Genomic DNA, 1,883 nt, shown 5'->3' on the forward strand with positions numbered 1-1,883 from the left:
GAAGATTGATGAATGCTTTTAAACCGGTGTACAAATTTCCGGAACAATAATTTCCAAAAAAAGTATATAATTAAAAATAATATTGTTTATGGCATTCAAAATAGAAAACATTTTTGCTTATGAAATACTAGATTCAAGAGGAAACCCTACTGTAGCATGTATTGCGAAAGTTTCAACAGGACTTTTATCTAAAAGTTTTTTCTCAGCTAAAGCAATGGTGCCTTCTGGGGCATCTACAGGAGAGAAAGAGGCTATTGAACTTAGGGATGGTGATTCAGGAAGATTTGATGGTAAGGGCGTTAAAAGAGCTGTTCATTATGTTAACTATGTGATTGCAACTTCTTTGATAGAAAACAACATTGATCCATCTAAGCAACAAGAGTTGGATAGTTTTCTGATCGACCTTGATGGAACTGAAAATAAAGGGAGGTATGGTGCAAATGCTATATTAGCTGTTTCTCTTGCTGTTGCAAAAGCAGTAGCTAAGGCTAAGGGTATGCCTTTTTATCAATATATTGCTTCATTGATGGGCAATGCTTATCCTTCTAGATTCATCCTTCCGTTACCAATGGTGAATGTTATTAACGGTGGAGCTCATGCAGATAACACAATTGATTTCCAAGAATTTATGTTTATGCCGGTTGGTGCAGCTTCTATGCATGAGGCAGTAAGAATTTCTGCGGAATGTTTCCATGCTTTACAAAAATCTCTTAAAGAAAAAGGGTTAAATACTAATAAAGGTGATGAGGGTGGATTCGCTCCTAACCTTGGTTCTGTTGAAGAAGTTTTAGATATCATGATTTCTTCTATTGAAAGAGCAGGTTATAGGCCAGGTTTAATTAATGGGCAAGTTGCTATTGCTTTAGATGTTGCTGCTTCAGAATTTTATGACGAGGAAACAAAATTATATAAATTTAGAAAGGCTATAAAGGCTAGACCTGAACTTGAAGATTCATTAGTTAAGACTACTGCTCAAATGATTGATTATTATGAAGAGTTAATTGAGAAGTATCCTATTGTTTCTATTGAGGATCCTTTGGATGAGAATGACTGAGATGGGTTTGTTTTACTTATGGAAAGGTTGGGAAGAAAACTTCAAATAGTTGGTGATGATCTTTTCTGTACAAATCCTAAGATTACACAAGAAGGTGTAGATAGAAGAGTTGCTAATGCTGTTCTTGTTAAGATGAATCAAATCGGAACAATTAGTGAGACTTTGAAAACTATTCAGATTGCTAAAAATGCAGGTTGAGCATGTATTCTTTCTCATAGATCAGGCGAAACTGAGGATACATCAATTGCTGATATTGCTGTGGGTACTTCTGCTGGTCAAATTAAAACAGGTTCTACTTCTAGATCTGAGAGAATTGCTAAGTACAATAGATTGCTTGAGATTGAAATCGAGTTGACTACTTCAAATTCAGTATTCTATGGTTTAAATAGTTTGTTTAGTCTTGATTTCAATGAGGTTGAGTTGTTTAAATCTAGATCTTGCGAAATTGAAAGTATTCCTGAAGGACAACCATTGGCTCCTTCTGATTCAGATTATCCGGTTGTTAAAGAGGATATGAGAACAGACGCTGAAATTGAAAGGGAAACAGAGGAGCAATTCAAACAAGAGATGGATAGAAATACTACCCCAGTTACTTCTGGACTTGAGGGTGGCGATTCCGAGTTAGTTTCTGAACCAAGTTCTGAAGAAGGGTTTGAGATTGAAACTGAGTCTGATAACGAAGAAATTAAGAAGGAAGAAGAGTTAGTTGATTCAAAAGAAGAACAACAACCTCAAGAGTAGTTGTATTTGGTTAAGTAGTAGTTTTGGCAGAGATAAAGAAGTTAGCAGTTTTGACGTCTGGAGGTGATTCTCCAGCTATGAATGCCGC

Annotated in this window: 1 protein-coding gene; it reads left to right on the plus strand. The window is 35.8% G+C overall.

All coding sequences use genetic code 4. The features are described from left to right. The first annotated feature begins 88 nt into the window (after nt 1-88). A complete protein-coding gene (gene eno, locus H6411_RS02195) occupies nt 89-1,795 on the plus strand; it encodes a phosphopyruvate hydratase (RefSeq protein ID WP_216083010.1) in 1,707 nt (568 codons plus the stop codon). The last annotated feature ends 88 nt before the right edge of the window (nt 1,796-1,883 follow it).

It is taken from the genome of Candidatus Mycoplasma haematohominis (genome assembly GCF_902712995.1).
Classification (GTDB): Bacteria; Bacillota_I; Bacilli_A; order Mycoplasmatales; family Mycoplasmoidaceae; genus Eperythrozoon_B; species Eperythrozoon_B haematohominis.